General features: G+C 59.2%; 21 protein-coding genes. 6 read left to right on the top strand and 15 right to left on the bottom strand.

All coding sequences use genetic code 11. The features are described from left to right. Positions 1-475: 475 nt before the first annotated feature. From AACY08_RS25970 to AACY08_RS25955, 4 genes are all read right to left on the bottom strand, one after another. Positions 476-1,018: a hypothetical protein gene (locus AACY08_RS25970; RefSeq protein WP_339472015.1), complete on the bottom strand. Its 543-nt coding sequence runs from the start codon at positions 1,016-1,018 to the stop codon at positions 476-478. Between the two features lie 198 nt (positions 1,019-1,216). Continuing rightward, entirely contained in the window at positions 1,217-2,017 is an 801-nt protein-coding gene (locus tag AACY08_RS25965) for a S1 family peptidase (RefSeq protein WP_339472014.1), read from the bottom strand. 135 nt (positions 2,018-2,152) lie between these two features. Continuing rightward, positions 2,153-2,419, bottom strand: a complete 267-nt coding sequence (locus tag AACY08_RS25960) for a hypothetical protein (protein WP_339416158.1) — start codon at positions 2,417-2,419, stop codon at positions 2,153-2,155. Beyond that, positions 2,420-2,950 (bottom strand): GNAT family N-acetyltransferase, encoded by a 531-nt coding sequence (locus tag AACY08_RS25955; protein ID WP_339472013.1) that lies wholly within the window; start codon positions 2,948-2,950, stop codon positions 2,420-2,422. Between the two features lie 326 nt (positions 2,951-3,276). Between AACY08_RS25955 and AACY08_RS25950 the strand changes: the two genes are divergently transcribed. The 3 genes from AACY08_RS25950 (at position 3,277) to AACY08_RS25940 (ending at position 5,615) form a co-directional block, all read left to right on the top strand. Next, positions 3,277-3,423 carry a hypothetical protein gene (locus tag AACY08_RS25950; RefSeq protein ID WP_339416160.1) on the top strand — a complete coding sequence of 49 codons (147 nt, stop codon included), beginning with the start codon at positions 3,277-3,279 and terminating at the stop codon, positions 3,421-3,423. 263 nt (positions 3,424-3,686) lie between these two features. Further along, on the top strand, positions 3,687-4,295 hold the full coding sequence (locus tag AACY08_RS25945) for a LysE family translocator (RefSeq protein ID WP_339472012.1): 609 nt from the start codon (positions 3,687-3,689) through the stop codon (positions 4,293-4,295). 312 nt (positions 4,296-4,607) lie between these two features. After that, positions 4,608-5,615 (top strand): GlxA family transcriptional regulator, encoded by a 1,008-nt coding sequence (locus tag AACY08_RS25940; RefSeq protein ID WP_445261434.1) that lies wholly within the window; start codon positions 4,608-4,610, stop codon positions 5,613-5,615. A gap of 160 nt (positions 5,616-5,775) precedes the next feature. Here AACY08_RS25940 and AACY08_RS25935 read toward each other — a convergent pair whose 3' ends face one another. The 11 genes from AACY08_RS25935 to AACY08_RS25885 all read right to left on the bottom strand — a co-directional run bounded on the left by AACY08_RS25935 (position 5,776) and on the right by AACY08_RS25885 (position 21,653). Then, positions 5,776-7,740 (bottom strand): avidin/streptavidin family protein, encoded by a 1,965-nt coding sequence (locus AACY08_RS25935; RefSeq protein ID WP_339472011.1) that lies wholly within the window; start codon positions 7,738-7,740, stop codon positions 5,776-5,778. A gap of 151 nt (positions 7,741-7,891) precedes the next feature. Further along, entirely contained in the window at positions 7,892-9,250 is a 1,359-nt protein-coding gene (locus AACY08_RS25930; RefSeq protein ID WP_339472010.1) for an MFS transporter, read from the bottom strand. 20 nt (positions 9,251-9,270) lie between these two features. Further along, on the bottom strand, positions 9,271-10,092 hold the full coding sequence (locus AACY08_RS25925; RefSeq protein ID WP_339416167.1) for an aspartate/glutamate racemase family protein: 822 nt from the start codon (positions 10,090-10,092) through the stop codon (positions 9,271-9,273). A 30-nt stretch (positions 10,093-10,122) separates the two neighbouring features. Next, positions 10,123-10,869, bottom strand: a complete 747-nt coding sequence (locus tag AACY08_RS25920) for a hypothetical protein (RefSeq protein ID WP_339472009.1) — start codon at positions 10,867-10,869, stop codon at positions 10,123-10,125. Between the two features lie 192 nt (positions 10,870-11,061). After that, positions 11,062-12,720: a hydantoinase B/oxoprolinase family protein gene (locus tag AACY08_RS25915; protein WP_339472008.1), complete on the bottom strand. Its 1,659-nt coding sequence runs from the start codon at positions 12,718-12,720 to the stop codon at positions 11,062-11,064. Between the two features lie 12 nt (positions 12,721-12,732). Further along, complete coding sequence (locus AACY08_RS25910; protein WP_339472007.1) at positions 12,733-14,811, bottom strand: hydantoinase/oxoprolinase family protein; 2,079 nt, start codon at positions 14,809-14,811, stop codon at positions 12,733-12,735. A gap of 172 nt (positions 14,812-14,983) precedes the next feature. Next, positions 14,984-17,620 carry a LuxR C-terminal-related transcriptional regulator gene (locus AACY08_RS25905; protein ID WP_339472006.1) on the bottom strand — a complete coding sequence of 879 codons (2,637 nt, stop codon included), beginning with the start codon at positions 17,618-17,620 and terminating at the stop codon, positions 14,984-14,986. A 222-nt stretch (positions 17,621-17,842) separates the two neighbouring features. Then, positions 17,843-19,081 carry an NAD(P)/FAD-dependent oxidoreductase gene (locus AACY08_RS25900; protein WP_339472017.1) on the bottom strand — a complete coding sequence of 413 codons (1,239 nt, stop codon included), beginning with the start codon at positions 19,079-19,081 and terminating at the stop codon, positions 17,843-17,845. Positions 19,082-19,568: 487 nt separating this feature from the next. Beyond that, positions 19,569-20,501 (bottom strand): dihydrodipicolinate synthase family protein, encoded by a 933-nt coding sequence (locus AACY08_RS25895; protein WP_339472005.1) that lies wholly within the window; start codon positions 20,499-20,501, stop codon positions 19,569-19,571. Between the two features lie 42 nt (positions 20,502-20,543). Continuing rightward, on the bottom strand, positions 20,544-21,470 hold the full coding sequence (locus AACY08_RS25890) for a 4-hydroxyproline epimerase (protein ID WP_339472004.1): 927 nt from the start codon (positions 21,468-21,470) through the stop codon (positions 20,544-20,546). A gap of 12 nt (positions 21,471-21,482) precedes the next feature. Further along, the gene (locus AACY08_RS25885) at positions 21,483-21,653 is read right to left on the bottom strand and encodes a hypothetical protein (protein WP_339472019.1); all 171 of its coding nucleotides are present in this window, start codon (positions 21,651-21,653) and stop codon (positions 21,483-21,485) included. A 191-nt stretch (positions 21,654-21,844) separates the two neighbouring features. On the opposite strand from AACY08_RS25885, the gene AACY08_RS25880 reads away from it, so the two are divergent. The 3 genes from AACY08_RS25880 (at position 21,845) to AACY08_RS25870 (ending at position 25,941) form a co-directional block, all read left to right on the top strand. Then, positions 21,845-22,612 (top strand): AraC family transcriptional regulator, encoded by a 768-nt coding sequence (locus AACY08_RS25880; RefSeq protein WP_339472003.1) that lies wholly within the window; start codon positions 21,845-21,847, stop codon positions 22,610-22,612. A 212-nt stretch (positions 22,613-22,824) separates the two neighbouring features. After that, complete coding sequence (treS, locus tag AACY08_RS25875) at positions 22,825-24,888, top strand: maltose alpha-D-glucosyltransferase (RefSeq protein WP_339472002.1); 2,064 nt, start codon at positions 22,825-22,827, stop codon at positions 24,886-24,888. A 273-nt stretch (positions 24,889-25,161) separates the two neighbouring features. After that, entirely contained in the window at positions 25,162-25,941 is a 780-nt protein-coding gene (locus tag AACY08_RS25870; RefSeq protein ID WP_339472001.1) for a GNAT family N-acetyltransferase, read from the top strand. Positions 25,942-25,966 lie beyond the last annotated feature (25 nt).

Genomic DNA, 25,966 nt, shown 5'->3' with positions numbered 1-25,966 from the left:
ATAACGAGGTCGGCAGCCTCGCGTTTGAATTCAGGGGAAAAGGTACGGCGTTGTTTGGTCATCTGACACCTCGTTCTGGCGAGCATTCTCGCCTAAATGGGTGTCCGGTTTCATTAGACCACTACAAACAGCCGATCGTGGGTCACTCAGGTCAATCCGTTTCACGGGGAGTGCGGGTCATTTCCGGGCGGTGGGCGGATTGATTTGAACTGCTGATTCCTCCAGGTGCCGAAAAAGCACCATCCAGAGGACATAGCAATGACTGAAGAAAAGAAGAAAGAACCTGAACAACAAACTCCAGCGCACTCCACCGAGGAAGAGCGCGAGCGCCTGAAGGACTTCAACAAAAACGGCATTCCGCCCGGCACTTGCTGAGTATTACGCGATCCGTGCCGTAAGGTGTGAGAGGACGGCGGATGTAAATCCGCCTCCTACTCGATCTGTGATTTGGGATCGTGTGCGCAACCGTGCTCCTTTACGGAACAAGGCTATCGTCGAAGTCTTCACGCTCGATGGTTGTGTAGGCCTGCTCGCGAATGCCGCCTTCGGAATAGGTGCAGAGTCGACTTGTCGCTTTTTTACCCGGCAGACGCACGACGATGCCCTCGCTGAATTCGGGGTCGTTGGGTTCTCCTGGGGTAAAGTTTGTGCGCACCGTGCGGTCGAAAACGGCGTAGGTTACGCCATGATTGGTGAAGCGCAGATGTGCCTCGGCGCCACCTGAGTAGCCCGTAGAGCTGAGCCAGAAATGACCATTCGGTGGACTCAGCTTCTGGGGGTAGCTCAATTCAATTTTGCCGGGCGTACCAAATCGGTATTGCACATAGCCTGTTGTCGCTGAGAAACCGGACGATGCGCACACCGAGATCATCTTCGGGCCGGAGTCGCATCCGAATAATAGCGTTTCTTGCGTCGAACATAGAAAACGCTGCTCCGACGTCCCTGCGAGGGCATCTAGTGCTATAGCACCCATCGTCAGGAAGCAAAGGCCTTTTAGCATCGTGACTTTAATTCCCATGAGGGTTCCCGTTTTATTCGATGGAAATTTATCAGCATGTGTTCTGTGCTGCCGCAAACGCAGGATTTGGGCGTACACCTTCATGAGCCAACAGAGCTATTCACGCGGCGCCCGTCATTGCAAGGAAGTGGGTCGCAGTCAACAGGCCCGTGTAAACGCAATAGCCCCACGCCTACACATCCACCAAAAATAACTCAATCAAGGCGATTCGCTCATTGTTTCGCGAATAAAGTCAGCGATCTTCGGGTGGGACAAGCGTGCAATCAAGACGCCTTGACTGACGACGCCGAGTTGCACAAATCCTCTTTTGGGATGTTTGGTGAATACAGGGCCACCGGAGTCGCCGCTGTCCGGTATCAAGCCATCAGCCCCCACACAGAAAGTGTTTTGCAGGTTCACGTTTGGCGCGAGTGATGTGCACAGTGCGTCCGTCATTCTGGGCAAGCGTGCGCGCTGCAGATGGTCCGGCTGTGCGTCGGGGGCTGGGCTGCGCGCCGTGTTTCCCCAGCCGAGGGCGGTAGGGCGCTTGATGCGATCTTCAAGCCCTTCTTCGCGTGTTACCAGCGTGATGGCCTGGATGTCGGTGATGTCGCGATCGAGTTTGAGCAGCGCGACATCAAGGGTCAGCGAGCGCAGGAATTCAGGGTGAAGGGCGATTTGTTGTACGCCGACGGTATGCCCCTGCAGTGTTTTGCTCAACTGGGTGCGCCCGAGGATCACCTCGACGTCAGCCGGTTGCGTGTTCACCAGGCAGTGGGCCGCGGTCAGTACCCATCGAGGTGCGACCAAGGCTGCGCCACAACCGTGACGCTCCAGCGACGTCGTGCCTGCCGCTTTGAATTGGAGCGAAGCCATAAACGGATAGCGCCCATCCTGCGCATCCGCGCCGCCCACGATGGCGAAAGCGGCCATTGGAACGATCAGCAGGGCGACGACACAGGCTTTTTGCAGGAAGCGGGTTATCGGTTGTAATACGGAGTAACAGCTGCTGTCGAACATGGCGACCTCTTTAAAGGCTATTGAGAAGAGGTCAAGTAGCCCATGGGCGATGGCACCTGCAAAATGAGAAGAGCGCTAAAAAGTTGAGCGATGTTTCTGTGGTTGGATAGCGAAACGTGGACAGTCCCCCTATGGTCACAACTGCATCGGGCTATCGTCAGTCCTGACGATCCTCTTGTCTTTGGCCTCATTCGAATAGGCGCCAATTTTTTCCTGTTGCGCCGCCAGCAGTGCGCATATTTTCATCAGCGTCACGGCCTCATCTGGCGTCCTGCCGCTGGCCGCCATAGCGGTCAACTCAACCACTGACCAGCCAATAACTGCCGCCGCATCTTCCAGGTCGTAAAACAATTCCTGCTGGGCAGTCCTGGGACCATCGAGCCCTTGTATCAAGTCGTCCATTCAGCCCTCCAGGTGCTTCAGTTCAAAACCCATGGCGTTCATCCCGATTTCGGCCAAGTCCGTGTTGAAAGGGATTTCACCGATCAACTGAAAACCAAACGCTTCATAAAACCGTCGGCCATTGGGATTGCTCTTGAGTACCGTCAACCACAGCAAGCTTTCCCCACGCTGTACGGCCAGGTCGCGAATGTATTGCATAAGCTGCTTCCCATACCCCAGCCCTGCGGCGGATTTGAGAAAGTAGATTTTGCGCAGCTCCGCACCTATTTCTCCGGTCAGCGGGGCAGGGGCTGACCAGTTGACCTTTGCAAAACCCACGACCCGCGCGCGTTCGTCGCAGGCGAGCAGCCACAGGTGGCTGTCAGACAGGTCCAGGGAATCGCGTAGCGCGCCGTGGGAGAAGTCGCGGTCGAGGAAGGTCTGCAAGCCGGCGGGGGACCAGATCGTTGAAAAATGCTGCCGATAGGTCTCGCAGCCAACTTGCTGCAGGGTATCGAGGTCGGATTCAGTCGCTTGCCGAATGTTGAGCATAGGCATCCTTGAGTTGCGTGTGAGATGAGTGATTACGCTCTAGACGGGCAGTGTATGTAAACCTACGCCGCCGCCATTCACCGCTTTGCCGAGGTGTTGAATACCCTCAAAGGCCGTCTACGTCGTTTCGATTCCGATCTGATCCGTCACCCTTAATACCAAATGCTGTGGCCAGACGGAAGCGAGTTGTTGTTCAGGACGCACGCCACGTTGTACCGTCACGCATACAAACCCTACCATCAGGTTACACGATAGCCATGACGCACTTCCTCTTGCACTGTCCTATCAAACGAGAAGTTAATCTCGTCAAGTAAGAGAGTGATGTCATGAAGTTGAAGTGTCTAACCAAGGCGGCTGTTGTCGTCGCGCTGTTGTCGAGCTTGTCGGGCTGCTGGATATTCATGCCGCCGGGTGGCGGCGGCGGTGGTCACGGTGGCGGACATGGTCAGGGCGGTGGCCCAGGCCCGCGTTAAATCATTAGCGCCGCAGGCAAGTCATGAACAATGGCTTGCCTGTTTTTTCCTGCGATAAACCCCAGGCAAAGAAAAGCCCGCGTGGGGCGCGCGGGCTAAAAGGATGTTCATTAGGAGCTGGGTCCACCATAGGGGGTCATCTGTGAAAGGTTTGTGAAAGCTTCGGCAAAAAAGTGTATGCCTCAATCGTGCCGTGTCTGTATGGGGCAGGGTGCGCCATAACTCTTTAATGTCGCAGGCATACCCCCGTTGGATGCCGCATCATGTACATGTCTACCAGTCTGTTGTCAGCGTTCGTGCTGTTCGCCTTCGTGTCTTCGATCACGCCAGGGCCCAATAACACCATGTTGCTCGCCTCGGGCGTGAATTTCGGGTTCCGTCGGTCGATGCCCCATGCGTTGGGGATCAGCATCGGGTTCATGGTGCTGGTGATCGCGGTGGGCCTTGGCTTGGGCGAAGTGTTCAAGGTGTTTCCATGGGCTTATACGCTGTTGCGCTACGTGGGCGCGGCGTACCTGCTGTACCTGGCGTGGAAAATCGCGACGGCTGGCGGCCTATCCGACAGCAACGATGAGCAGGGCAAGCCCATGACTTTCCTCGGCGCGGCGGCGTTCCAGTGGGTGAACCCCAAGGCCTGGATCATGGCGCTCGGGGCCATCACCACCTATACGCCGGCTGAAGGCTATGTCACCAATGTGCTGGTGATTGCGCTGGTGTTCGCTGTGGTCAACTTGCCCAGCGTGTGCGTGTGGGTCGGCTGTGGCAGCGGCTTGCGCAGTGTATTGCGTGAGCCGCGCTGGCTAAGACTGTTCAACGGGTCGATGGCCGGCTTGCTGGTGTTGTCGCTGTACCCGATGCTGTTTGCCGGCTGAGTGTCAGACCGGCGAGATGGTCGCCAGCAAGCCAATGCCGATGGTCAACACCAAAAAGCCGAACAGGAAAAGTGCCATCTTGGCCATAAGGCCTCCGAAGAGTGGGTTGGGAATGGGGCCATTGTCCGCCTCACCCGCACTTCAATACAGGCGCAGATAGCAAAGAAAAAACCGTATCAGATGGCTCGCCCCCTGTTCTACCACGGGCTTTGAGCGTTTGCGGTTTTCTCAAGATCAGTGCCTGAGACAGCCATCGCGTTTCCCCCTAAGATGGCACCCACTGCATCAACAATAAGAGTGGGCCAACCCTCGATGGAAAGACGTCAATTCAGCGGAGGCATGAAAGGCAAGAACCTGCGCTACCTCAATGAAACCCAGCAGCCAGCCTCGGTGACCCGTGTCGGCTTCTTGCTGCTTGAGCACTTTTCCCTGCCCGCATTCACCCAGACCCTCGACACCCTCGTCACCGCCAACCTGCTGCGTCCGGAATTATTCGCTTCGCGCACCTTCGGCTGGGACGCTGGCGAAGTCAACAGCGACCTGGGCCTGGTTATCCGCCCCGACGCACGTCTCGACGTGGCGGCCCTGCAAGACCTGGAGTTGCTGGTGATCTGCGGCGGTTTTCGCACTGAACTCAAGGCGAGCGAAGACTTCATCCACCTGCTGCGCAGCGCAGCCGAACACGGCGTCGGCCTCGCCGGCCTGTGGAACGGCGCCTGGTTCCTCGGTCGCGCCGGCCTGCTGCAAGGCTATCGTTGCGCCATTCACCCCGAACATCGCCCGGCCCTGGCGGAAGTGTCCAAGGCTGCCCACGTCACCAGCGAACCCTACGTGATCGACCGCGACCGCCTCACCGCGTCAAGCCCCTCCGGCGCCTTCCATATGGCGCTGGACTGGATCAAGGGCCTGCACGACAAAGCCCTGGTCGAAGGTATCGAAGACATCCTGGCCTTCGAAGAATCCCGCTACCGGCGTATCAAACCCACCGAAAACGTCAGCGTCAGCGCGCCCCTGCGTGAAGTCGTAAAACTCATGGACGCCAACCTCGAAGAGCCCCTGGAACTCGACCAGCTGGCCGTCTACGCCGGCCGCTCCCGCCGCCAGCTTGAGCGGTTGTTCAAGGAACAACTGGGCACCACGCCTCAGCGTTACTACATGGAACTGCGTGTCACCGAAGCGCGCCGGTTGCTGCAACACACCGAGTTGTCTCAAGTGGAGGTGCTGGTGGCGTGCGGGTTTGTCTCACCGAGCCATTTCAGCAAGTGCTATAGCTCGTATTTCGGATATCGCCCCTCCAAGGAGAAGCGGTTGGTCAAGTAGAGTGATGGCGCGAGCTCTGACGCCGTTTAGTCAAGGGCGAACCATGTACCTGTGGCGAGGGAGCTTGCTCCCGTTGGACTGCGTAGCAGGCCCAGTCTTTCAAAAAAGAGCTGGGGCCGCTGCGCGATCCAGCGGGAGCAAGCGCCCTCGTCACAACAACTCACTTGCCACGTAATGACTGAGCACTGGGGAAAGCATCAGTAGCGCGTGTGAAATGCAGAGATGAAACTTGTGTCGCCAGGTAAGCATGCGCAGGGGCTACAGCGGAGCTGGTCAGTACCAACAAGCTCAACGTGTCAGCCGTCAAATCCAAGGTTCCGCAGAGGGTACAGACCGCGTTCTCCCGAGTAAGGGTGGCGCTAAGGCTCACGGATTGGAGCGAGAGTTTGCACTTCAGCGTATTGACATCAGTAAACCCGGCGACCTCGGCGCTGGCCTCCTGACATGTGAAAGAGCCCCGAACGATACCGAAGCGTTGCTTGCTGTCGCTGTACACACTCAACACTAAGGAGGTCCCATCGGCTGTGACCCAATGGCCTGCCAGGGTATTTTTGACGGGAAAGGGTTCGATGCGCGTACTCGGCCTGGTCTGCACTTGCTGTTCAGCCCGCGTATACACCAACTTGTCGATATAGCTGCCCTGGCGTGCCAGCTCCGGAAAGTCGCTGGTCGCGACTAACACGTGGTTCAATGTGAGCACGTTGCCTTTCTCCGTCACACTCAGTTGGCCACTTAAGCCCGAGGCCCAGTTCCAACTGGGATCCTTTGTTTCGTCACCAAGGTCATGCCATTCAATGGCCAATGCCAGTGGCTGGTTTGTAGTGCGGGTTGCACCCGTGCCCGATACGCATCCAGTGATCGAGTACTCACCCGTTGAACCGGTCGATGATCGATAGGTGCCTGTGACCTGCCGCCCCGAAACTTGCAGGGTCATTACCGAGCCATAGTCGTTCCGCCAGGTTCCGGCAACTGTGACTGTTTCGCTAGCCGGGCCCGGTAGGGTGAGTTTTCCATTCAGCACCGCTCTTGCATCAGGCGCAAAAGGCTTCGACGAAGACCGCGTGATGATCTGCGGACCCTCAGGACGATTGAATAGCCAGATCCCCACTGGGGCCAGCGAGTAAACCTCGCGGCTGCATTTCACCACTTGATACTCATAGACGGTGTAGCAGTAGTCCATGACCACCGATCCCACCACTACCAGGTCAGTCAGGCCCAATGGAGCGAACTGAGGGAGTATCTGGCCCTGTTGTGGACCCGCTTCGATCAGGCATTCATAGAGTTCGCTGCCCAGGGTCATTTGGCCGTCTGCAAATTCCAGCAGGATGTCAGGCTGGTTGCTGTGGGAGATACGGGCCAGTGTTTCGCGCATGAGCGCAGAGTCACCTTTGAACTGCGATGAGCCAGAGTCGAGGGCAAACTTGATATTGGCGCGCAGTTGTTCTGAGCCGACTGAATAAGACTTCAAGTCGGTCGACCAGATATATTCAACTCCGGGCAATGCGCTATAGACGGACCAAGGCAAGAACAGATGGGGCCCCTGGGCTTTAGATAAGTCGACAGCTCCCATTCGACAGTCGCCGCGTCGCCGCGGGGCATCCCAATCAAACGCAACGAAGGGGTGGGCAGGGTCGAGTTGACCTTCGCGCATCAACGTCTGGAGCACGAAGGAGCTGCGACCTTCCACATAGGCGCTGCTGCATGGAAGGCCTAAGCCACCATCCCAGTCCAACTGCTTGAATGGGTCACCTTCGTAAGCCGATGCCAGAAGCAGTTGGCTGTTAAGGTGCGCGTCGTTAGGCAGGGTAAGCACGTCCGACGCTGACTCCACCTGCATCGTGCCCCATGGCCCAAAACTGTAAGGTCGACGCAGGCAATCGGTAAACGCAAAGGTGCTGGAAGCCTTGATGTCAAAACGGCCACCTGCAAAATGCTTGCATTGGTCGGCGGAACAAAGCGTTGAGGTGACCCAGCTCATATTTGTGCCTGAGTCGAGGGAGAACTTGAGCGATTGAGCAGGGGTACCCAGTTTGATTGTGCAATACCAGGGCGATGCCCCGTTGTTTTGAAAGGGCCCCCGTTGCATGGGGAACACCAGGTTGTTCTGTAGTGGTTCACTGTTCATGAAGACTCCATCCTTGAGGGGAATGCAGGGCTACTGAAAAAGTGGAGGAGCCCTGCAGTTTGCGACTTCATATTCAGCCTTGCTTTCCTGTTGGTGACTGTCAGTGGTAGCCGATGAGAGCGGTCGGATTTGACGATCGGGCACGCCAGCCTCAGCGCAACGCTTCGCCCTCGGTTTCGGGAATGAACACGACGAGTATTACCGTCACCATCAGAAATGCATTGATGATGGTGGTCGTCAGGTTGAACGATGACCCGTAGGCAATCAGCGCTCCGATCAGCGACGGTGCCAGTACGTTTGCCACCCGTTGCGCGAAAATGGCCCATCCGTAACCCACTGTTCGAAGTGGCGTGGGGTACAATTCGCCGATCCAGGCGCCCCACACGCCCCAAGCCCCCAGGCTGAAAAATGCCAGGGCAAAGTTGCTCAGGTAGAGCATCTCCAGCGTATGGGCATTAGCGAAGCCGTAACCGGCCAGTACGGATGCGCCGATAAAACCGACGATGACTTTTTTACGTCCCAACCGTCTCGTCAGGTACGACGCGGCCATATACCCCGGAATCATGCACAGTGCAGACAGTGCAATAAAACCGTAGCTCTGAGGCAGGCTCAACCCGCGCTGCTGGAGTAACGTGGGCAGCCAGGTCTGCAAGCCCCAATACCCCCAGGAAAACGTGAAGTTGACGGTAATCTGCAGGAGGCTGACTTTGAGCAGTGCGCGGCGGAACAACTCCCGTTGGTGGCCTGACACGCTACGGTCTACTTGCAACGTCTGGTCTTCGGGAATTTGCACCCTGCCACGGCTCAGCGTATTGATCGTTGCCCTAGCGTCAGCCTGCCGATTCATAGAGGCCAGCCAATAGGGTGACTCCGGGACCCAGCGTGCCACCGCAATCGCCCACAGACCGCCAAGTGAACTCAATACGATAACTGCGCGCCATCCATAGGGGAGCAGCCACACGGTGGCGCCTAATGCCAGCAGCATTCCAATAGGCCAGCCAGAAGCGAGATACACCGTCAACGCACCGCGATAGCGAACCGGTAACAGCTCCTGGAAGTGGGCAAATGTCACCACCATCATGCCTACTGCAGCGACCCCGGATAGCAATCGCAGGGCATAAAGCGTTGAGTAGTCAGGCGCAAACGCGCTCCCCAGAGAGATCAACCCGTAAGTGCCCAGGCTCCAGATAATTGCACGCTTACGGCCGATACGTTCGGCGACTTTTCCCCAAGGCAGCGCCCCCACCAGCATCCCAATGAACATCGCGCTGATCAGGTGGCCCACGGCAAGTGCGTCCAGGGAAAACTGCGCCGCAATCAGTGGGGCGGTATAGACGATGATCATCATCTCCCAGGCTTCAATCGCGAATACCAAAAACAATACCAGGCAGCATTGCAGGTGGGTGCGGGTCAGGGGGAAGCCCCTGAAAACATCCCCGACTTCGCGAGTGCTCGCACTGGCATCGGGTATCGGTTGGGCAGGGTGGAGCGTCGAGGGTATATCACTCATGGTGGCTATCCTTTTCGAAGTCAGGCTTTTACACGGTTGCCGATTGGCGCAGCGCCCTGGAATAAACCGAAGCGTTGGATTTCGGCCTCAGGAGGCGGCTCACAGCTGCCTACACGGCTTGGTCGCCAACCAAATCTGCGTTTCATGCCGGCCATGGATTCGGCCACTTTGAAGGCCGCTACCACGGGGTCTATCACCGGTACGCCGACCTCACGCTGCACTTCCTCGAAAAATCCAAATTCGATGGTGCAGCCCAGGATGATGGCCTCGGCACCGTCGTCTTCCACTGCACGATGAGCCTGTTCGATGATCTTGCGCCGGGTCACAACGTGATCCAGCTGGAACTCATCCACGCCCATCCCCAGCGGCCTTAACGAAGCCAACCGGTCACCCGCGCCATAACCCTGGACGCGGGTACGCATCTGCTCGATCCACTTGGTGCGCCCAACAATGATCGAAAACCGATTAGCCAGGTGTTCTACCACTTGTAAACTCGCCTGGCAGGGCGCCACCACTAGCGTTTCTCCGGAGATTTCCCGTGCATCTTCCAGTGCTGGGTCGTAAAAACACCCGAGTACCAAGGCGTCCACGCCCTCCTGTGCACAATCGCGCGCAATGCGCACCGTGCGCTCATAGGTGAGCGCCTCATAAGCACGGTACTCCAAGTGTGTCGGGCTATAGGGCATGTCAAACGACACCACTTCAACCTGGGTGGAAGGCTGCTTTATGCTGTGCAACAGATGGGCGATGGGCTCGTCAAACGTCGGGCACCCAATGGGGTTGAGCCAACGCACGGTGACCGGCATATCTTGCGGCGCGATGTTGAAGTCAGAACTGTCCATACGGTATTCCTTGATAGAGGCTCAGAGGCCTTAGAAGAATTTCACCAGGGCCATGGTCAAGCTATTGGAATAGGGCAGGTTGTCGCTGTGGTAGTAATCGAAGTTCAGGTTCGCCGAAACGTAGAACTTTTGTTTAGCGAAGCCGGTGTAGGTCATCGCGGGGCCGATCTTGCCTTCACGGGATTCCTTGAAGTCCGACGCCGAGCGGTTGTTGATGTGGTAGGAGTGATGCAGACCGAGCCATAAATCATCGGTCACCAAATAGCCGGCGGCGATGTCCGCCATCCAGAAGCTGATACCGCCACGCAGGTTTACGGGATCACCGTCGCCGATGTCGGTGCTATGGCGGTTGCGCGAAGCGTAGTGGATACCAATCGGCGTAAACGTGGCAGCGAAGCGTCCAACGCGCAGGTAGTTGGCAACGCTGAAGCTGGCGCCGTACCGGTTGGCAAATGCGCCGTACCCAGTACCCTCATCGTTTCCGTTGGGGAACTCCAGCGAGAGCGTCGGGTTGACCCAGAACGTGGTGAAGTCATCAGCGCCGTACGCGCTGCTGGGCTCGACCACATTGTAGTAATAGGCCAAGCCCAGGTTAGGAGAGGCAACTCCCCAAGCACCGTTGTTGCGTGAGGCGTTGCTGCCGGTGTAGCCAGCGTCGGCACCGACCCAGAATTGCAGTTGGTCGCGCTGCGTTCCGGTAAAGCCGGTCTCGGAGAAGTACGCCAGTACCGTATTACTGCCTGCGCGCACGTCGCCATTTGTGGTGCGAGTGAACACGGGGAACGATTCCAGGGCCCACTTCCCAGGTTCGCCGGGTTGGGCGAAACCGATGAATTGTTCGCCTTGTGCCGAAGCTGTGAATCCCAAAACCAAGGCAAGCGTCGGCCCTACCCATAAACGTGATGAGTGTCGAAGTTTCATGGTGGTGCTCTCTTTTTTGTTGTTGTTCTAGGCGGCTGAGCGTCGTTGTCAGAGCGTCAGCCCGTACACGGATTGCGCGGTTTCTGCATCGACATAACCGTTCTTCACGTCTGCGCGCACTGCGTGAGGATCACGTTGGCTGGCAGGGCCATAACCACCGCCGGCACCGGTACGCACCCTGACCAGATCGCCGGCATTCAAGGCGATACTGCTGGCCATGCTGTAGCGTTGGCATTGGCCATCGCTCCTGACGACTTCTATATAGTTGGGTGTGCCTTCCGCGCCTTGCTCCAGGCCCCAGGGCGGAATGACCGAGCGGGTGTAGCCGCAGGTCATGAAGCTGCCATCGGCGCGAATCCGATAGTCGATACAAATGCCGCGACCGCCCCGGTACTGGCCATGCCCACCGGGCTCGTCGTTCAGGGCGAGCTGTTCGACATACAGCCCATATCGGGCTTCGCACACCTCAACGGGGCAGTTGTAGGTTTCTCCATGCAGCCCGGAATACACGGCGTTGTTGCCATCGCGACCAGGCTCGGCGCCCCAGCCGCCGATCTCCGGTTCCACGAGGGTGAACATGCGCCCGGTGTCGGGGTGAACGCCGCCAATGATCGTGGCGCACACCGAAGCGAAATTGCCGGCGGGCAAACGGTCCGCAAACTGTTGAGCCAGGCAGCACAGGATCAGGTCGTGAACCCGAATCAGGTTCTCGAAATAGAAGCCTTCGGCAGCGGGCAGTTGGGCATCGAACAATGACCCCGGACGGGTAAGTACCCTGAGGGGCCGAAAGGTGCCGCCATTGGTGATGCCTTGCGGTGCAGTGAGCGCCTTGAACGCCATTTGCGCCGCTACGACTGCTCCGTCACGGCTAAGGTTTGTGGGCCCCAGGCATTGGTCGGGATTGTCGCGCAGATCGATCACCAGCTCGGTTTCGCGGATGTCTATCCGCACCTTGAACACGCTGCCGTCGTCTTGCAGCTCTTCGAGGTTGAACTGCCCTGCGGGTAATGCTGCCAGTGCCTTGAGCGACACTTTTTCGCCCAGGTCCATGAAGTCTTTCATCGCCAATAAAAACAGGGCGCAGCCGTACTTGTCGTTCAGTTCGTGCAAGCGCGTCGCACCGTTACGCACTGCAGCCACACCGGCCCACAGGTCACCCTCCATGAAATCCGGCATGCGTGTGTTGGCGCGCAAAATCTGCAACACCGAGCGAATCGGCTGGCCTTTGCTGATCAGCTTGACCGACGCCAGGCGCAGGCCTTCCTGGAAAATATCCGTGGCGTCCGTGGACAGCGATCCCGGTACTCGGCCGCCTACATCATTCCAATGGGCTATGTTGGCGGTCCAGGCAACCAACTGGCCGTCTGCAAATACGGGCATGGCCAGCACTACATCGTTGAGGTGTGTCACGGCGCCATCATGGGGGTCGTTGCTGATGAAAACGTCGCCGTCTTCAATGTCTTGGGGCAGAGGGTGATGCAGTAGGATCTTTTTTACCGCTTTGTCCAGCACCCCCACAAAAGCCGGAATGCCTGCGCCGGAGCTGGCGATCTCGCCCTGGGCATCAGTGATGCCGGTGCCCATGTCCAGCACTTCATAGATCACCGGGCTCATGGCGGCATTGCGCATTGAGGTGAACATCTCGTCGGCGATCGCCTGGAGCGAGTTCTGGATGATGTCTCGGGTGAAAATGTCGAGCTTAGTCATGGCAATGTTCCTTCAGCCGTTGATCATGATGTGCAGGTTGCCAAGGCGATCCACGTGCACGCGATTGCCGGGATGTACCACCACGGTGGTTCCGGCGTCCTCGACGATGGCCGGACCGAAAAAGGTCATCAGTGGCTCAAGCAAGTCGTAGTCGTAGAGGAGCGCTTCATGGATGCCCTCCTGCGCGTAGTCCACCCGCCGCAGGCCTTTACAGGCCTCGCTGACCAGTCGACCAGTGATTGGCAGCGCCGTGGGTTGTAACTTGCCAATCTGGGCGACAGCGACCAGGTGAAAGCCGATGATTTCCAGCGGGGCTTGCAGTTGGTAGGTGTAGTGCTGCTCGTAAACGCTGTGAAAGCGTTGTTCGATGGCTTCCCAGTCTGCGTCCAGGCGCTCTTGTGGGTTGAGCAACACCTCCACGGAATGCTCCTGGTTCTGGTAGCGCAATTTGCAATGCACTTGAAGCTCAACCTGCTGTGGGGGAATCGCTTCTGTGACGAATTGCTCGCGAGCGGCGCGCATCAGCTCTTCGAGAAACTGTTGGGCTTGGTCAAGATTGTTGGAGTCTGCGGTTTCAACGAAGCGGTTGATAAACAGGTCACGGCGCAAGTCCGACAGGGTCATGCCCCAGGCAGAGAACACCGAGGCGCTTCGTGGCACGATGACTTTCTTTACGCCCAGTTCCTGGGCCAGGGCCACGGCATGCATCGCGCCTCCGCCGCCAAATGCCATCAACGTCAGCTCCCTTGGGTCGTGGCCTCGGCTCAACGAAACCAATTTCAACGCATTGACCATGTTGTCGTTGGCCAGACGCACGATGCCGCGCGCCACCTCATCCATCGGTAACTGCAGGCGTTGGCAGAGCTCGTTCAGGCCCTGCTCCACTGCCGGCAGGTCAGCTACCACATTGCCGCCGCAGAAGTATTCCGGGTTGATACGCCCAAGCATCAAGTTGGCATCGGTCGTCGTGATCTGCGTCCCACCGTTGCCATAGGCCGCTGGGCCCGGCATGGCGCCGGCAGATTGAGGGCCGACGTGCAACTTCTCGAAATCGTCGACCCAGGCGATGGAGCCTCCGCCATTGCCAATTTCCACCAGGTCGACCACCGGCACCATGATTGGGTACCCCGCGTTGATCCGGTTACGCTCGATCCAGTAATCGGTCTTGATCGACACTTGCCCGTTGCGGATCAACGCGCATTTTGCGGTGGTCCCGCCAATATCCAGACCCAGCACATTGGGCTCGTCGATCAGTCGTCCCAGTTCGGCGGCCGCCCAGAATCCACTGGCCGGGCCGGATTCGACCATGGTGATCGGAATATCCCTGGCGTGCTCCACACTGTCGACACCGCAGTTGGATTGCATGATGTACAAGGGCGCCTTATAGCCGCCTTCGCGCAACCCGCTCGCCAAGTCGTCGAGGTAGCGTGCAGCAATGGGCTGCACGTAGGCTGACAGCACGGTGGTGCTGGAGCGTTCGTACTCGCGCCATTCGCGGGTTATCTGATGGGAGGCCACCACCGAAACCTCTGGCCAGAGCTCACGCACGCGGGCCAGTACCGCTTGCTCGTGGGCCGGGTTGGCGTAGGCGTGCAGCAGGCAGATTGCGACAGCCTCTACCTTGTCTGCGCGGAAGGCCTCGAGGATCCCGGCGATCTGCGAGAGATCCAGAGGCTCACGCTCCTGTCCGTTGGTGTGCAGGCGCCCGGATATTTCGCGGCGCAGATAGCGGGGTACAAACGGCGCGGGCTTGACCCATTTGAGATTGAAATAATCGGGACGATTGGCCCGGGCGATTTCCAGTACATCGCGAAAGCCCTGGGTAGTGATCAACCCAGTCTTGACACCGCGTCGTTCGGTCAGCGCATTGATCACCACGGTGGTGCCGTGCGCCAGGAAGTCCACGGTGCCCAGGTCGATCTCGGCTTTACGGATAACGTTAAGCACACCCTGTGCAAAGTTCGGCGGGGTGGTGTCGACTTTGGCGGTGCGAATCCTCTGCTCTCCGGTGGCTGGGTCGTTTTCGAAATACACGAGGTCGGTGAAAGTACCGCCGACGTCGGTGGCCACGCGCACTGTTTTGCCGTCCATACCCACTGGGCATCTCCTGCTGTTTTTATGATTTTTTGACCAGGAGAGCGCCTCTCGCTGGTGTTGAGAGAGGCTAGGGCGCGCCGTCCATGGACGGCTACGCGCAGCGCGGGTAGGTGGGGGGGGGAAGCAGCATAGGGACTACCCGTGTGGGTAGGTTGGTGGCTTAACGCTAGGGGCCTACCAGTCCCAAACGCAATGCGGCGGCCGTGGCTGCGGTCCGGCTATCCACGCCGAACTTGGCAAATATGTGTTTGAGGTGGAATTTCACGGTGTTCTCGGAAATATCCATACCTTGGGCAATCGCTTTATTCGATTGGCCTTCGGCAAGCAACGAGAGGATTTGCGTTTCTTTTGCGCTGAATGGCATGCGCGGACGAACAGGGTGGGCACGCCAACCGCGCAGGCGGGTGATGATTGCAGCGAGGCGGGTATTGAGATCGGCGCTGGCTTCCAACGCTGGTAGCAAACATGGCCCGGCCTCCATTAACAGGCCTGGCAATGCCTGGGCAGGGACCGATGCGAGTGTCGCGTTGTGCTCAATCGGGTGGCCTTTGCCATATGCCGCCAAAGTCATTATATGCAGGCGCCAGGCAGGTAAATGCAAACCGCGCTGTTGCAGTGATCGAGCACCGTGCACGAGGCGATTGAGTGCCGCACTGGAAGTGCCCGTGGCGAACTGCAACCTGGCCAGCGCCAGTATCGCCGCCTCCTGATTGCGCCAATCGTCGGGACTATTTGCAGCACTTTCCAAGCGGGCGGTGTGCGATTCATGGCGTGCCTGTGACAGGAATCCCGCTTGTACCAAGAGGTCCACACGCCAAGCGCTGACCAGCCGCGTCAATCTTTGCCAATTGCGCGCGGTGGCGAGTTGCGCAACATGCTCCAACTCAAGCAGCGCTGGTTGCATGCCTTGGGTCCGCAGTACCGTACGCCATGCCACGTCGGCGGTGGCCGCGGTTATGTCCAGCCAACCGTCTGTGTGGTTCAGCGAGGCCCAGCCGTCGCGAAACCAAGGTATCACTTCGGCCCAGGTGCCTTGCCAATACAGGTGTTGTGCCTTGAGACACCCCACCAACGCCCTCACAGAGCTCTCGTTACCGAACTGGTCGACGGCAATCGATAACGCGTTTTCGACCAGTTGCGCTGATGCTGGAATATCGCCTGCCAACGCCAGGACTTGTGCCTCATGGATTCGGCAATAGTTCTCGCCACGTGGGCTGGCAATCAGACGCATCTTGATGTGCGCCGAACGAATGATCTGTAGCGCCAATCCCAGTTGGCCTTGGGTCAATGCCTGCAAGGCATTGACGCATTCAAGCGTGCCGGTAGCCAGCAGGTTATCGTCTGGGATGCCATCGTAGTGGGGCAGTTCGAAGCAATCCACATAAGCGCAAGCGAGGGTCCGAACGACGTGGAAATCGCCCGCCAACCGTCGATCGTTTTGAACACGTCCCTGGACAAGATCGAGGAGTTGGCCGGCGAGCGCGTGCTCGCCGAGCTTGGCGTGCAAGTACGCCTGGAGCAGTAGCAGGTCCGGTTCAGTACCCAGGGTTCGCTCGTCAAACTGCTGCAGCAGGCTTTGGGCGTACCGGATACCGTTGTAGAGCACCACTTGCCAGCTTCCTGCGCTAACCACCAGATCCACCGCCAACCGGGTATCACGCGCTCGCAGTGCATAAACGATCGCTTGAATCCAATCCTTTTCCTGGGCCAGCCATTGGGCGGCCCCATAGTGAATATCCTGTGCTGCACTAGCATCAATGCTCTGCTTGAGAAAGTCCTGAAGCAGGCGGTGATGGCGAAACCACTGACGGCCAGCATCCAGCGGTACCAATAGAGCGTCAAGGTGGGTCAGTTGCATCAATAACTGTGTGCTGTCGCTGCGCCCACGCACCGCATCGGCCAACTCGGCGTTGAAGCGCTCCAGCAGTGCCATGTCGCGCAAAAATGCCTGGCATTCTGCTGACAGGCGTTGCACAACCTGCCCGGTCAGGTAATCGGCGATATCGGTGACGCGTCCAGAGAACGCGGTGAGGCCGTACAGCGAAGCATCGCCACTGGCCCGCCACAGGCGCGCCAGCTGCACGGCCACCGCCCAACCCTCCGTTCTTTCATGCAAGTGCGTAAGTTCTGCGGGGAGGATATCGGGCCCCAGTATGGCTGCGGTTTCTGCCTGCGTTAGCATCAGTGCGTGTGCGGATACTTCATGCACCCAGCCATTGGCTTTCCACTGAGTCAATGGCCAGCCAGGGCGGATGCGCGCAGCGACTATCCACTCCAGCCAGGGGGTCGCCTGTTCAAGCAGCGCCTGTACGAGGGTGTCGAGCTGAGGATTGGCGGCTGCATGGTAGTCGTCAAGGAACAGCGTGACCTGCCGGTTTTCCCTGGCGAGTGCATGGAGCAGGGCAGTGATCGTTCGTTGCGGTTGAGCGTCCAGCGCTTGGTCTTGCGCAAGCCGCGTCAGGTGACCGAGATCAAGGCCCGCACGGTCTAGCGTAAGAATCAAATAGGAGAGGAAGCGATTGGGATCGCTGTCGGCCTCATCCAATGAAAGCCAGGCGATGACTGGCGACGTCGTTGCTGTTAGCAGGGTTTGGCGCCACTGCATCAACAACGTTGTCTTGCCGTAGCCGGCGGGGGCGACCACCAGGACCAACGGATCTTTGGTTCGCGTACTGAAAGCGTCCAGCAGTGATTGCCGAGGAAAAGATGTCAGCAGCGTCAACGGCGGCGTCAGTTTGCCAACCCAACACCAAGCGCTGACTGTGGCGATAGAAAGCTGTTTTTTCACGGTGGCGGGTCTCATGCAGGAGGGTCCGCTTCTGATTAAACAGCTGAGTTTTCCGGGGCGGCGTGCTGAATCGTCACGTGATGTTTATGGAGGCAGATATGTACGAGTCAGGTCCTTACGTTCGTATAAATGGGCTGCACCACCGTAACCTGTAACCCGCATTCCAGAGGGATTGAGTTAAGCGATAGAACATATCTTGCGTGCCTTGTAGGATCCCTCTGATTTTGAGGTCATCAATCAAAATCGGCTCAGAGCATAAGGCAGGGGCGTTGGTACAAGGGTTGACGATGCCAACTCCCCAACGATCTCCGCCGTCACCGCCGCCTGCGTCAACCCCAAATGCTGATGCCCAAACGCAAGCAGCACCTTCCCGTCGCAGACCCGGTCAATCACCGGCAGCGAATCCGGCAACGACGGCCGGAATCCCATCCACGGCGTCGCACCTTCCGCACTCAGGTCCTGCCTAAACAACCCTTTACTCAACCGATGCAACTGCCAGGCGCGCTCCATATTCGCCGGGCGGTCGAGGCCGGCGAATTCCACAGTGCCGGCCAGTCGCAGGCCGTCGGCCATAGGCGTCATGATGAATTTGCGTTCCAGGGAGGTGACGGCAAACGGCAGGCGCTGCTGTTCGTGGGGCAGCATGAGGTGATAGCCGCGCTCGGTGTCCAGCGGGACTTTTTTACCGGTCAGTGCGGCGGTGAGTTTGGCTGAGTGGGCACCGCAGGCGACCAGCACCTGCCGTGCGGCCAGCGGGCCTTGGTCGGTGGTGAGTGAGACTCCGTGTTGTTCCAAGCGTCCCTCCAGCACCTGGCGCTTCAGGAATTGCACGCCACTGGCCTTGGCTGCCTGGACCAGCTCGCACACCACTTGGTAGGGGTCAAGGAAGTGCCCCGTGCTGGGGAAGAACAGCCCGCCTCGGATGTTGTCGCTCAACTGCGGTGCAGCCTGGCGTATCGCGTCGCCGGACCAGAACGCGACGGGCACCTGTTGCGCTTGCATACGCTGCTGCAAGGCATCCAGGGCGTCCCGTGAGTCCGCCCGTTCAAACACCAGCAGTGAGCCCTCTTCGCGCAACAACTCCGGGCGCCCGATGCTGTGCAGCAGGCGCTGCCAAGCGCCCTGGCTGCCCTCGTTCAGCGCGCGGATACCCGCGACCGTGCGCTGATAGCTGGCCGGGCGCAGGTTCAATAACAGGCGCAGGAACCAGGGCAGGGCGCGCGGCAGGTATTTCCAATCCAGGCGCAGCGGGCCCATGGGGTCGAGCAGCATGCCGGGCAAGCGTTTGAGGATCGACAGGTCGGCAATCGGAAACACCTGTTCGGTCGCCAGGTGCCCGGCGTTGCCATAGGACGCGCCCATGCCGGGTTCCTGCTGGTCGACCACCAGCACTTGCCGGCCCTGACGCGCGAGTTGCAGTGCACAGGCGACGCCGATAATGCCGGCGCCGACCACTACGATATCGGGATCGGACATGGTCTGCGCTGCACAGTTCGGCAGTCGATCAGCCGCCCTGCGGATGAAGCGATCCAGATCCGGCCCTTGTACCGCGATCACCAGTCCTGGGTTGGTACAAAATTGTCCGGCCCCCAGGTTCAAGGAGCTCACAAAACCCTGGGCCAGTGCCTCACTCCGAGCCGCCAACGCTGCCGGGAACAGGTACACCGGGTTGATCGAGCTCATTTCCGCATACACCGGAATGGGCTCGGGCCGCGCCTGCGCCGCTTGCGTCCACGCCAATGCGCACGCCTGCGCGACATGTTCGCCGTCGCCGCCCAGGTAGGCGGGCTCCAGGGCTGCGTGGGTGGCGGGATTGATCGTCCGGATCGCTTCGCGATTGCCGCAAATGAGTTGCTGACCGATCAGCATCTTGCCCGTCAGAGTCATGGAATCGTCCTGGAAAAAAGTGGGCTTGGCCGCTGCGAGAACCACAGCGGCGCGCAAGGGGTCAGGCGACGTTCTGTTATGCCGACCAGTTGGCGTACCACTGGCGGAACAGCGCGTACTGGTGCTCGGCGTAACGGCGCTGGGCGTCGCTGAGGGCGTCGGTCTCGTTGAAGTGCAGCGCGTAGCCCTGGTCGCCGTTGAGCACCATCAGGTGCTTGTAATACAGCACCAGGTCGCAGCCTTCATCGAACGATGACAGCACTGCCAGCGCGGCTTCCAGTTCACGGGCCTGGCGGCGAGCCTTGGCATCGCCCTTGGCGGCTCTTTTGCTCAGCGCCACCAGTTGCAGAACTTCCCGAGGCAGTGCATTGCCGATACCGGTGATGGCGCCGGTCGCGTTGCAGTTGACGAAGCCGTGCACCACCTGGGTGTCGACGCCAACCATCAGCGTCACGTTATCGTCCTGGGAGGTGATGTGTTCGGCTGCGTAGCGCAGGTCGGCAGCGCCACCGAATTCCTTGAAGCCGATCAGGTTCGGGTGTTCGCGGCGCAGTTCGAAGAACAGGTCGGCGCGGGTGGCGAAGCCGTAGTACGGGCTGTTGTAGATCACCGCCGGCAGGTTGGGCGCAGCCTTGAGGATTGCCGAGAAGTGCGCCTTTTGCGCGGTGGCGCAGGCGCCTCGAGACAGGACGCGCGGGATCACCATCAGGCCATGGGCGCCGACTTTGGCGGCGTGGGCCGCGTGCGCTACCGCTTCACGGCTGTTCACTGCGCCAGTGCCAACGATGGTCCGCACGCCCGCCGTCACCAGGCGTGCCACGCCTTCCTGGCGTTCCGCTTCGGTCAGCAGCGGCCAGTCGCCCATGGAGCCGCAGTACACCACGGCGCTCATGCCGATATCGATCAACTCGCGGCCCTTGGCGACCAAGGCGTCGAAGTCCGGTTTGCGCTCAGCGGTGCACGGGGTCATCAGGGCGGGGATGCAGCCGGTGAAAATGTTGTCGCTCATTGTTCTAACTCCTGAAGTCGATCAGTTGAATACGGTCGGGGCTTATATGCCCCAGGCAAAAGGGTCGCGCTCGTCGATCAGTAAGGTGCTGTCGGCGGTCATGTAGGCGCTGCCGGTGATGAAGGGGCGGATGCGCTCGCCGTCCCATTCGTAGCGAGCGTCGAATTGGCTGCCGGTGATGCTGGCTTGAGTCCAGGTTTCACCGGGCGCGAGTTTTCCATCGGCGGCCAGGCAGGCCAGCTTGGCGCTGGTACCGGTGCCGCAGGGTGAGCGGTCGTAGGCCTTGCCGGGGCACATCACGAAGTTGCGACTGTCGGCCAGGTCATCGTCGGCGAACAGTTCGATATGGTCGATCAGCGCGCCGCCTTCACCGTGAATGCCCTGGTCTTCAAGGGCCTTGAGCATTGCCCAGGTGTAATCGGTCAGCGCGTCGACGTTGTCCATCTGCAACAGCTGGCCGTGCTGCGTCACCAGGAAAAACCAGTTGCCGCCCCAGGCGATATCGCCGTAGACCACGCCATGGCCCGGCACGTCCACCGCCACCTGTTGGCGAAAACGGTAGGCGGGCACGTTGCGCAGGGTCACGCTGCCGTCCTTGTGCAACGTTGCCGCAACCGGGCCGACCGGTGTGTCGATGGTATGTACGCCGGGCTGGATGCGACCCAAGTGATGCAGGGAGGCGACCAGGCCGATGGTGCCGTGGCCGCACATGCCGAGGTAGCCGGCGTTGTTGAAGAAGATCACCCCACACACCGCGCCGGGGGTGACGGGCTCGCAGTACAGCGCACCGACCAGTACGTCATTGCCGCGCGGCTCCAGCAGGCAGGCGCGGCGCCATTGATCGTGCTCGGTACGCAGGTGCCCCCGTTGTTCGGCGATGGTGTCGCCGTTCAGCGCAGGGAAGCCGCTCATCACTAGGCGCGTCGGTTCGCCGCCGGTGTGGGAGTCGATCACATGCAATCGCTTCATAAAACGCTCCAATCAATGGGTGGCCGGGGTCAGCGCGGCGACGGTGACAGGGGCGACCGCGCCGGCCGACACCGCCATCTCGATGCCCGACAGGCCAAACGGCGCGAAACCCTGGACCTGGAAGTTCGCTGGCTTGAAGAAGGTGAACAGCACGACAATTTTGAACTTGCCTTGACCTGACATAGCGTCGCCTTCTTGTGAGTTATTGGATAGGCATGCAGTGGCCCTACAGTGAACTCATGGACGGCGGCACGATTGATGTTTTTTGCCCGCATCGGTGACGAAATCAGCACAGTTTGCACCGCTCGACAGCGCCCTGGGCATCGGGCAATCTGCTACGCATCGAGGCAATTTGCGGGGGGGGGGCGACAGTCATGATGCAGAGCGCGTTTGTGACCCTTTGCCAAGGGAGCGAGGCGAGTCGCCCCCACACTATCGAGCAATTATTGGCCGGTGTGATGCAGCTATTGCCGATGCTGGATGTGATCCCCAATGCGGCGATTTTCATCAAGGACACTCACGCCCGTTACGTCCTCGCCAACCGCACCCTGGTGCAACGCTGCGGCCTCAAACACCTGCAACCCCTGCTGGGCAAGACCAGCGCTGAAGTCTTCCCCGCGCAGTTGGGACCGGGTTACACCGAACAGGACCGGCGCGTGCTGGAGCAGGGCTTGGTGCTGGGGGACCAGCTTGAATTGCACCTGTACGGCACCCGAGAACCCGGCTGGTGTTTGACCCACAAGTGGCCTTTGTACAACCACGCGGGCGAGATCATTGGCCTGGCGGGTATCTCCGTAGACCTGCAAACCGCCAGCGAAAGCCACCCGGCCTACCAACGCCTGGCTGCCGTGGACGCGCATATCCGCGCGCACTTCAACCGCCGCGTCACGCTGGGTGAACTGACACGCATCGCCGGGATTTCAGTCGCGCAGTTGGAGCGTTACTGCAAACGCGTGTTCCACCTGACACCTCGGCAAATGATCCAGAAAGTGCGACTGGAGCACGCCCATCGGTTGCTGCATACCGACATGCCGATTACCGAAGTCGCGTTGCAGTGCGGGTATACCGACCACAGCGCGTTCACCCGGCAGTTCAAGGCCTCGACAGGGTTTACGCCGAAGCAGTACAGGGAAACCTGCTAAGTATCCAGACGGTGCTTTTCTGTGGGGGCTTGCCTGCGAGGCAGCGTTTGCGGTCTGCCTGATACACCGCTGACGCAGCCTCGCGGGGGCTCGACAGCTGCTACGCAGAGAATTCGCTCAAGTGGGCAGGGGGCTAATCCCAATGCAACGAATGGCCCACACAACCCTCATATGTTCACGAGTAATGTTTCACGACGACAGGTAACAGGCTTATGACGGCGGCTGAAAACAACCATGTGAACTGGCTGGTGGAACAATCGATGCTGCACGCGGCACGCCAGCGCGCCAAGCTCTATTCGGGGCAGGGGCGGTTGTGGCAGCAGCCTTATGCACAGACCCGGCCCCGTGATGCCACGGCTTTGTCGTCGGTGTGGTTCACCGCCTACCCGGCCTCGATTGTGACCCGCGAGGGTGGCACGGTGCTGGAGGCGCTGGGGGATGAGGCACTGTGGCACGCCCTGTCGAAGATCGGCATTCAAGGTATACACAACGGCCCGCTGAAGAAGTCTGGCGGCCTGAGCGGTACCGAGCACACGCCGACCATTGATGGCAATTTCGACCGTATCAGCTTTGAAATCGACCCTGAATTGGGCACCGAAGCGCAGTTACAGGCGTTGACGCGCATGGCGGCGGCGCACAATGCGGTGATCATCGACGATGTGATCCCGTCCCACACCGGCAAGGGCGCGGACTTTCGCCTGGCCGAGATGGCGTACGAGGACTATCCCGGCCTTTTCCACATGGTGGAAATCCGCGAAGAAGACTGGACGTTGCTGCCCGACGTGGTCGAGGGGCGCGATGCGCAGAACCTCAGCCCAGTGCAGGTCGATGCGTTGCGTGACAAACACTACATCGTCGGCCAGTTGCAGCGGGTGATTTTCTTCGAGCCCGGCGTCAAGGAAACCGACTGGAGTGCAACCAATGTCGTGCTGGGCGTGGATGGCAAGCCGCGTCGCTGGGTGTACCTGCATTACTTCAAGGAAGGCCAGCCTTCGCTGAATTGGCTGGACCCGACCTTTGCCGCGCAGCAAATGATCATCGGCGATGCGCTGCATGCCATTGACGTGATGGGCGCAAAGATCCTGCGGCTGGACGCCAACGGCTTCCTCGGTGTAGAGCGCAAGCTGGATGGCACGGCGTGGTCCGAGAGCCATCCGCTGTCGATCACCGGCAACCAGTTGTTGGGCGGCGCGATCCGCAAGGCAGGCGGTTTCAGCTTCCAAGAGTTGAACCTCACCGTGGACGACATCGCGTCCATGTCCCATGGCGGTGCCGACCTGTCCTATGACTTCATTACCCGCCCGGCGTACCAGCATGCGCTGTTGATGGGCGACGCCGAGTTTCTGCGCTTGATGCTGCGCGAGATGCACCACCAGTGCATCGACCCCGGATCGCTGATCCACGCGTTGCAGAACCACGATGAACTGACCCTGGAACTGGTGCATTTCTGGACCTTGCATGCCCATGACACCTTCCTTTACCAGGGCCAGACCTTTCCCGGCAATATCCTGCGCGAGCACATTCGCGAGCAGATGTACGAACGCCTGGCCGGCGAGCATGCGCCGTACAACCTCAAGTTCGTGACCAATGGCGTGTCGTGCACCACCGCCAGCATCATCACGGCGGCGCTGGGGATTCGTGACCTCGACGCGATTACCCCGGCGGACATCCAGCAGATCCGCCAGATCCATCTGCTGCTGGTGATGTACAACGCGATGCAGCCTGGGGTGTTTGCCTTGTCCGGCTGGGACCTGGTCGGCGCGCTGCCGCTGGCGGCCGAAGAAGTCGAGCATCTGATGCGCGATGGCGATACGCGCTGGATTCATCGCGGTGCGTATGACCTGGTGGATTTGAACCCGGAGGCGCAGCTGTCTGCCGGCCAAATGCCGCGTTCGAAAAGCCTTTACGGCAGCTTGAACAGCCAGCTGCAGGACCCCGAGTCCTTCGCTTCACAACTGCAGAAAATCCTCGCGGTACGCCGCGCCTACGATATCGCTGCCAGTCGCCAGATCCAGGTGCCGGAAGTCGAAAACCCGGGGCTGCTGGTGATGGTTCACGAATTGCCGGCCGGTAAAGGCACGCAAATCACCGCGCTGAACTTCGGCGCCACGCCGATCACCGAAACCCTGCATTTGCCTGATATTGCTGCCGGGATGGTGGTGGATATCATCAATGAGCGGGTTGAGGGAGATCTGACGGCGCAAGGGGAATTCACGATTACCCTGGATGCTTATGAGGGGTTGGCGCTGCGGGTGGTCAGCAGTTCACCCCTCTAACGTTACTGCATCGTGTAGGCGCGGGCTTGCCCCGCGCTGCCACCCCGCCTATTCAGATAATTCGCGGCGTCTGGTTTTAGGGCTGCTACGCAGCCCAACGCGGGCAAGCCCGCTCGCCACAACAGTGTGAACAAGTGATGTTAACGATAAGGGAAGGGCGTTAACAGATCGCGAACGCTTTCAGAGTTTCCTTACGCTGCCTATATAAAACTGCATGTTAGTGTCTCACTCACTACGTGCTGGTTAATAGCGCGGTGACTCAAAGGAACAGGAATGCGATCTCAGCCGGTATCCCGTGATGAACATTCAGCTGAACCCGTGCAAACCGCACAGTTAGTGGTCAGTCTGGCCACGACACAAGATGAAGTACGTGAAGTGCAACGCCTGCGTTATCGTGTGTTTACCGACACGTTTAAACTGTCCGCACTGGTTAACCCTGAGGCATTAAACGCCGATGAGTTCGATGACTGTTGCGACCACCTGCTGGTTCGCGACACTCGGACTTCGGCTGTGGTGGGCGCCTATCGCCTGATGGGCCCGGCAGCGGCGCAACACATGGGGCACTATTACTCGGAGAGAGAGTTCGATCTCAGTGGATTAGAGTCTTTACGCCCCAGAACCGTTGAAGCCATGCATGCGTGTGTCCACCCCGAGTACCGCACTGGCAGCGTCATCATGATGCTGTGGTCAGGCCTGGCAAGGTATATGGAGCGTGCGGGCTGCGACCATTTGATGGGGTGCGCAAGTGTGAGCTTGTCCGATGGTGGCCATAATGCAGCGGCTTTGTACCGTGGCTTTGCCGCGGAAAACCTGGCGCCTGCCAGCTATCGTGTAACCCCCTATAAACCTTTTCCGATTGATGAGTTCGAGCCTGGGCATGTGCCGCGCTTACCCCCATTGCTCAAAGGCTATTTGCGCAGCGGTGGCTGGGTATGTGGTGCGCCCGCGTGGGATAAGGAATTCAACGCTGCCGACTTCTTTATGTTATTGCCGTTATCGAAGTTGGACAGCCGTTATGCACGGCATTACTTGAAACCTCAACAGTCGTTTTGATGCCTGGTTAATTAAAAGGGGCAAT

It is taken from the genome of Pseudomonas sp. EL_65y_Pfl1_R83, assembly GCF_963970695.1.
Classification (GTDB): domain Bacteria; phylum Pseudomonadota; class Gammaproteobacteria; order Pseudomonadales; family Pseudomonadaceae; genus Aquipseudomonas; species Aquipseudomonas tritici.
This window is presented reverse-complemented; position numbering and strand designations above follow the sequence as displayed.